Raw genomic sequence first — 1,356 nt, forward strand, 5'->3', positions numbered from 1 at the left:
GCTGATCTCCAACCCCGCCTCCGCCAGCCGGCGACGCATCTCCGTCGACTTCCAGATCCCGTTCTCCGCAGCCTTCATTCGTAGGTTCCAGCGCATCCACCTAGCCTCCTTCGCCTGCCAAACGAGCAGCGACGCGTTCGTTGGCGTCTACCCACGCCCTTTCCACATGATCATCGTGCACATGGACATACCGAGTCGTCGTCGATAGCCACTCGTGGCCGAGCAGTTCCTGGATCGCCTTCAGATCCATGCCCCGCTCATACATCGATGACGCGCAGAAATGGCGCAAGCCATGGGGAGTCAGCCGACCGCTCCACGCCGGAAGGTATCGCCCCACTGCGACAGCGAGCCCGGACCGCAGCGCGTCATCGCCGACCCGGCGGCACCTCCCGGTGCGGGGATCACGGCGCTCGCTCGGCAGCAACGGCGCATCTGGATCGTCCCAATCATCTCCGAACTGGTGACGGATATCTGCTATCCACCACTCGAGCAAGGCGTCGACCTCGTTGATCGCCGGTGTCAAACGCGTTTTCGGGCCCCGGCCCCGGCTGCCCTTGCCATATCGGACGTGCAGCTTCCCACTCGAACCCAGGTCCGGCCGCCAGTCACGAATATCGAGCATCACCGTTTCGGTGATCCGCAAACCAGCACGCCGCCACAACGACGCCGCCAAGTAGTCCCTCGCAGCCGGCAAGAACTTGCGGGCATTAGGCAATCCGTCCCGCCATCGGCCGAACAAGACTTCAACGTCGCCCGTCGGCGGCGGCACCCGTCGGGTCCCGTAGTCCGCCTTCGGCGGCCGGTTGAACTCATCGACCGGCTGGATCACCACATGACCGGCGACGCGGTGAATGTCGGTCTGATAGCGCGCGATCAGGAACTCGAAGAATTGAGACAGCGTCACCGCCTTCCGATATACCGTCGATCGCGCACGCCCTTGCCTACGTTGAGCAACCAGGAACGCATCGACCGCGTCCGGGCCTGCGGTCCAGATCGGCCGACCGTATCCGCGAACAAACTCCACCAGCACCGAACGGTCGGCCGCGAGCACGCCATCGCTGATCCCCGCACCAAGACCGGCCAACAGGAACTGGTCGACCAAATCCTGCTCGAAATCCTCGATTTCCTGCGTCGTCCGCAGAGCACACGGCGCGCCCAACGACCTCACCGGTGCCAGAGTCATGAAACCGCCACATCACCAGGAGCGATCATCCATCATAAATACCATCCGAGTGTCGGCATTCTCGACGAAATCACGAAAACTCTTGTCGATCCGCCACATACACCACTTCCTGCGAGAAGCCCTGACCTCTTCGGTTGCGGTCGTGAAGAACTCACGGCAGTTGCTACAGCCGG

1 protein-coding gene is annotated in these 1,356 nt (G+C 62.6%); it reads right to left on the reverse strand.

Features of this window, described 5'->3' with window-relative positions:
- Nucleotides 1-100 precede the first annotated feature (100 nt).
- Nucleotides 101-1,183 (reverse strand): tyrosine-type recombinase/integrase, encoded by a 1,083-nt coding sequence (locus tag A5780_RS37415; RefSeq protein ID WP_062969151.1) that lies wholly within the window; start codon nt 1,181-1,183, stop codon nt 101-103.
- Nucleotides 1,184-1,356: the final 173 nt, after the last annotated feature.

The organism is Nocardia sp. 852002-20019_SCH5090214, from assembly GCF_001665865.1.
Classification (GTDB): domain Bacteria; phylum Actinomycetota; class Actinomycetes; order Mycobacteriales; family Mycobacteriaceae; genus Nocardia; species Nocardia nova.

Coding starts and splice junctions, on each gene's coding strand:
- A5780_RS37415 (WP_062969151.1), bottom strand. CDS start 1,183: ATGACTCTGGCACCGGTGAGGTCGTTGGGCGCGCCGTGTGCTCTGCGG.